Below are 3,652 nucleotides of genomic sequence, written 5' to 3'. Positions count from 1 at the left end.
GCTCGGCCACCACACCCCCTGCGATCGGATCGGACGTCACCGCACATCCAACCTCCGGAACCGTCGACCCGGCGAACCTTCCCGGTCAGAGCACTCTACGACCGAGCCGGATTCGAACTACTCCGCAAGCTGATCCTGCTTCAGTAACATTCCCCCTTCTCGCGAACAGAGCCAGGGAGCCGCGGTTTCGGCAACGAGGTTGGGAGCCGGCCTGTATGACGGTTTGTGACATGCCGCCTTCGGCGTAATGGGCGGGTCGGGCTGTCTCGCCACGCCACTCTGTGCGGGTTGATCACGGTCGTGTCAGGAGACTGTGGGTGCACCGATCGCGTGAGTGGCTGTATGAGCGGATCCGCTGGGACAAGCGGCAGAACCGGGCCGAACTTGTCGAGGCCGACGCCGCCCGGCGGCTGTCCAGTGTGATCGTCCGCTACAGCAAGGTCGACCTGTTGTGTCTGGACGACTTCGGCTTCCTGAACCTGGACAAGAAGGGCGCCAAGCTGCTGCTCCAGATCTTCACCGTCCGGGAGGAGCGCAAGGCCATCACGGTGGCCGCCAACGCCCCTTTCAGCAAGCGGGACAAGGCCTTCACCCAACCTCGTCCGTGCGTGCCGGTCGCCGACCGGCTCGCCTTCGAGGGCACGCTGATTCAGACCGGCGCCGACTCCTGTCGGCTGAAGGCCGCCGAGCGCGAGTACCGTTCCCACAGGCGATCGTGATGTCGGCGGGCAAAAAGAGGAAAGGCGCGCAGCGGCCGCCCGGCCCTGACCTGCTGGCGCGTCTGGACGCCGAGCTGGGCCGGATCGATGAGCAGCTGCGCGCTCTGGCCGCCGCCAAGAACCGGATTCAGGGCCTGTTGGAGGCGGTGGTGGCCATCACCCGGGAGGTGGAGCTGCCCGCGGTGCTGCACCGCATCGTGACCACCGCCATGGACCTGGTCGGCGCCCGCTACGGGGCCCTGGGAGTTCTTGACGCATCCGGCGAGTTCCTGGAGCAGTTCATCGTCGTCGGCCTGTCCGAGCAGGAACGGTCGGCGTTGGCCGAGGTGGGGTTTCCTCGCGGTCTGGGCGTGCTCGGACACCTGATCCACCACCCCGAACCCTTGCGGGTGGGCGACATCTCCTCCCATCCGTCCTCGGTCGGGTTTCCGCCCGGCCACCCGCCCATGCGTACCCTGCTGGGCGTCGCCGTCAGTGTCCGCGGCGAAATCTACGGCGACCTCTACCTCTCCGAGCGATGCGACGGACAGCCCTTCGATGTCCGCGACGAGAGCATCCTCGTCGCCCTTGCCAGCGCCGCCGGCATCGCCATTGAAAACGTCCGCCTCTTCGACCAGGTTCGTGCCGGATCCGAACTGTTCCAGCGGCGTTTGCTGCCGACGCTGCCCGACATGCGGCCCTTCGACGCCGCCGCCGTCTACCGGCCTGCCGCCGAACCCCACCATGTGGGCGGCGACTGGTACGACGCCGTCCTGCTTCCGGACGGTGCGGTGGCGGTCGTCATCGGCGACGTGGTCGGTCACGATCTGCATGCCGCCGCCGCCATGGCCTCCACCCGCAACATGCTGCGCGCTTTGCTGTTCACCCTGCGCACTCCGCCCAGCGCGGTCCTCGCCCAACTCGATCGCACCCTGGAGGCCATCACCGACAACCCCGTCACCACCACCAGCCTGGCGCGCATCGAACCCACAGGGGAGGCCTGGAGGCTGCACTGGAGCTCTGCGGGCCACATCCCCCCTTTGCTGATCACCCCCGGCGGCCGGGCGGAATACCTGTTCGCGGAGCCCGGACTACCACTGAACGTCGACAGCGGGCAGCCCCGCCCCGACCACACCCACCCCCTGCCCCCGGACACCACCGTGGTCTTCTTCACCGACGGCCTTGTCGAACACCCCGACCACCCCATCGACGAGAGCCTGAACGAACTCGCCGAAATTGCCACCACACACGCAGCCCTGCCCCTGCAGGAGTTCGTGCAGGCCCTGGCCGACCACCACCCCAGCGACGCGCACGATGACATGGCCATCCTCGCCCTGCGCACCCCGCGCTGAAGCCGCACAGACCCGCAGCGATGCGATTGGGGTGGAACCGTCGGGTTACGACACGCCCCGAGCGGTCACCCGCCGCCATCCCGGCGGAGCGCATGGTGAAAGGGCACACGGATGAGCGGCAGTGTGGTGGACCCGGCAGGATCAGCGGACGATGGACAACGGAGCAAAGCCGAGGGGAAGACTTCCCGATGACGGTTACGAGCCGCGACAGGCTCCGGCGCGGTGCCATGACGGTCCTGCAGATCTGCGCCGTTGCCGCGCTGTATTACGCCTCGGGCAAGCTGGGGCTGCTCCAGCAGCTCGTGCGCGGCCAGGTCACACCGCTGTGGCCCGCGAGCGGCATCGCCCTGGCCGGCCTGCTCCTGATCGGCCCGCGCACCTGGCCCGGGATCGCACTCGGCGCGTTTCTGATCAACATCTCACTGAACCTGCCATCGATCACGGCCGTGCTCATGATCACGACGGGCGACACCCTCGCACCCCTGTGCTCCTACGCGCTCCTTCACCGAGTCGGGTTCCGCACCCGGATGAATCGCTGGCGGGACGCACTCGCACTGGTCTTCCTCGGCGCATTCATCAGCATGCTCATCAGCGCAACCGTGGGATGCGGCACCCTGCACCTCACCGGTGCACTCCCCGGCGGGTTCTGGCCGACGTGGTGGGTCTGGTGGACCGGCGACGCGATGGGCGTCCTGGTGGTCGCGCCGGCGCTGCTCGCCCTGCGTGCGGCGCGCTGGCCCAAGGACGCGCCCCTCTCCCGATGGGCGGAGGGATCGCTTCTTGGGGCGGCCATCATCAGCATCGGGCTCCTCCAGACCTCCCCCACACCGCTGCTCTTCCTCTGCTTCCCGTTGCTGACCTGGGCAGCCTTCCGCTTTCAGCGGGCCGGGGCCGCGCCCTGCGCACTGGCGGTATCCACCTTTGCGATCTTCGCCGCCACCCGCAGATCGGGCCCGTTCGCCGGTCACACCCTGCTCGCCAACATGATCTCACTGCAGGCATTCAACGGCGCCGCCGCACTGACCGCGCTGCTGCTCTCCGCTGCCATCACCGAGCGAAACCAGACCCAGGAGAAGATCGAAGAGGCCTGCAGGCGACTTGCCGAGATGGTGGAGAGAACCGCGCCGGACACAGGCGGCCCGCCGGCGCTTCCCCACGCACAGAGCGAAGGGGAGGAGAACGGCGGGCAGGCCCGACCGGCGTGATCAATCGGCAAGGGTCGATCAGGACCGGGTCCGCCGAACCACGCCTGTCGGGGTCCTGGTCGACCGCGCGCCACAGGTACCGCACCTTCCCGTTGACCTTTATGAACACCTCGTCCAGATGCTGTCGAACTTGACAACGCCCGTCAGACGGCCGGCTTCTGGGGAGGGGTCGGCTTGGTGGTGAGCAGTGCGGTGATCTCCTGGGCGAGGTGCGGGCCGAGTTCGCCCCAGCCGTCCTTGTAGCCGTAGACGCTGGCCAGGGTGCGGGCGTCGTAGTCGCCGTTCATGATCTCGATGTCGTCGGCTGTGATGAGGGCCGGGTGGGCGACGCCGACGGCCGCCGAGACCTTCAGCAGCTCCTTGCGCAGGGTGCGCAGGTAGACAGCGGCCCGGGTGG

3 protein-coding genes and 2 pseudogenes are annotated in these 3,652 nt (G+C 68.1%); 3 read left to right on the top strand and 2 right to left on the bottom strand.

Annotated features, from left to right (window positions below):
* Positions 1 to 317 precede the first annotated feature (317 nt).
* The 3 genes from ACFU6I_RS48150 to ACFU6I_RS48140 all read left to right on the top strand — a co-directional run bounded on the left by ACFU6I_RS48150 (position 318) and on the right by ACFU6I_RS48140 (position 3,255).
* Positions 318 to 719, top strand: a complete 402-nt coding sequence (locus tag ACFU6I_RS48150; protein ID WP_384380818.1) for an ATP-binding protein — start codon at positions 318 to 320, stop codon at positions 717 to 719.
* Complete coding sequence (locus tag ACFU6I_RS48145) at positions 719 to 2,050, top strand: PP2C family protein-serine/threonine phosphatase (RefSeq protein ID WP_384380815.1); 1,332 nt, start codon at positions 719 to 721, stop codon at positions 2,048 to 2,050. Before ACFU6I_RS48150 ends, ACFU6I_RS48145 begins: the two co-directional genes overlap by 1 nt.
* A gap of 188 nt (positions 2,051 to 2,238) precedes the next feature.
* Positions 2,239 to 3,255, top strand: coding sequence for an MASE1 domain-containing protein (locus ACFU6I_RS48140; RefSeq protein WP_384380812.1), 1,017 nt, complete (start codon positions 2,239 to 2,241; stop codon positions 3,253 to 3,255).
* Positions 3,256 to 3,307: 52 nt separating this feature from the next.
* Here ACFU6I_RS48140 and ACFU6I_RS48135 read toward each other — a convergent pair.
* Positions 3,308 to 3,409: pseudogene (locus tag ACFU6I_RS48135) on the bottom strand (DDE-type integrase/transposase/recombinase); the annotation flags it as partial.
* A pseudogene (locus ACFU6I_RS48130) lies at positions 3,399 to 3,652 on the bottom strand (FMN-binding glutamate synthase family protein); the annotation flags it as partial. The pseudogenes ACFU6I_RS48135 and ACFU6I_RS48130, both read right to left, overlap by 11 nt.

Source organism: Streptomyces sp. NPDC057486 (assembly GCF_042802415.1).
GTDB classification, from domain to species: Bacteria; Actinomycetota; Actinomycetes; order Streptomycetales; family Streptomycetaceae; genus Streptomyces; species Streptomyces yanii.
The sequence above is the reverse complement of the archived record's forward strand: the minus strand, read 5'-3'. Positions and strand labels throughout refer to the sequence as shown.

What these genes read in the sequence shown, in the direction of transcription:
- ACFU6I_RS48145 (WP_384380815.1), top strand. Translation starts at nt 719, where the DNA reads ATGTCGGCGGGCAAAAAGAGGAAAGGCGCGCAGCGGCCGCCCGGCCCT.
- ACFU6I_RS48140 (WP_384380812.1), top strand. Translation starts at nt 2,239, where the DNA reads ATGACGGTTACGAGCCGCGACAGGCTCCGGCGCGGTGCCATGACGGTC.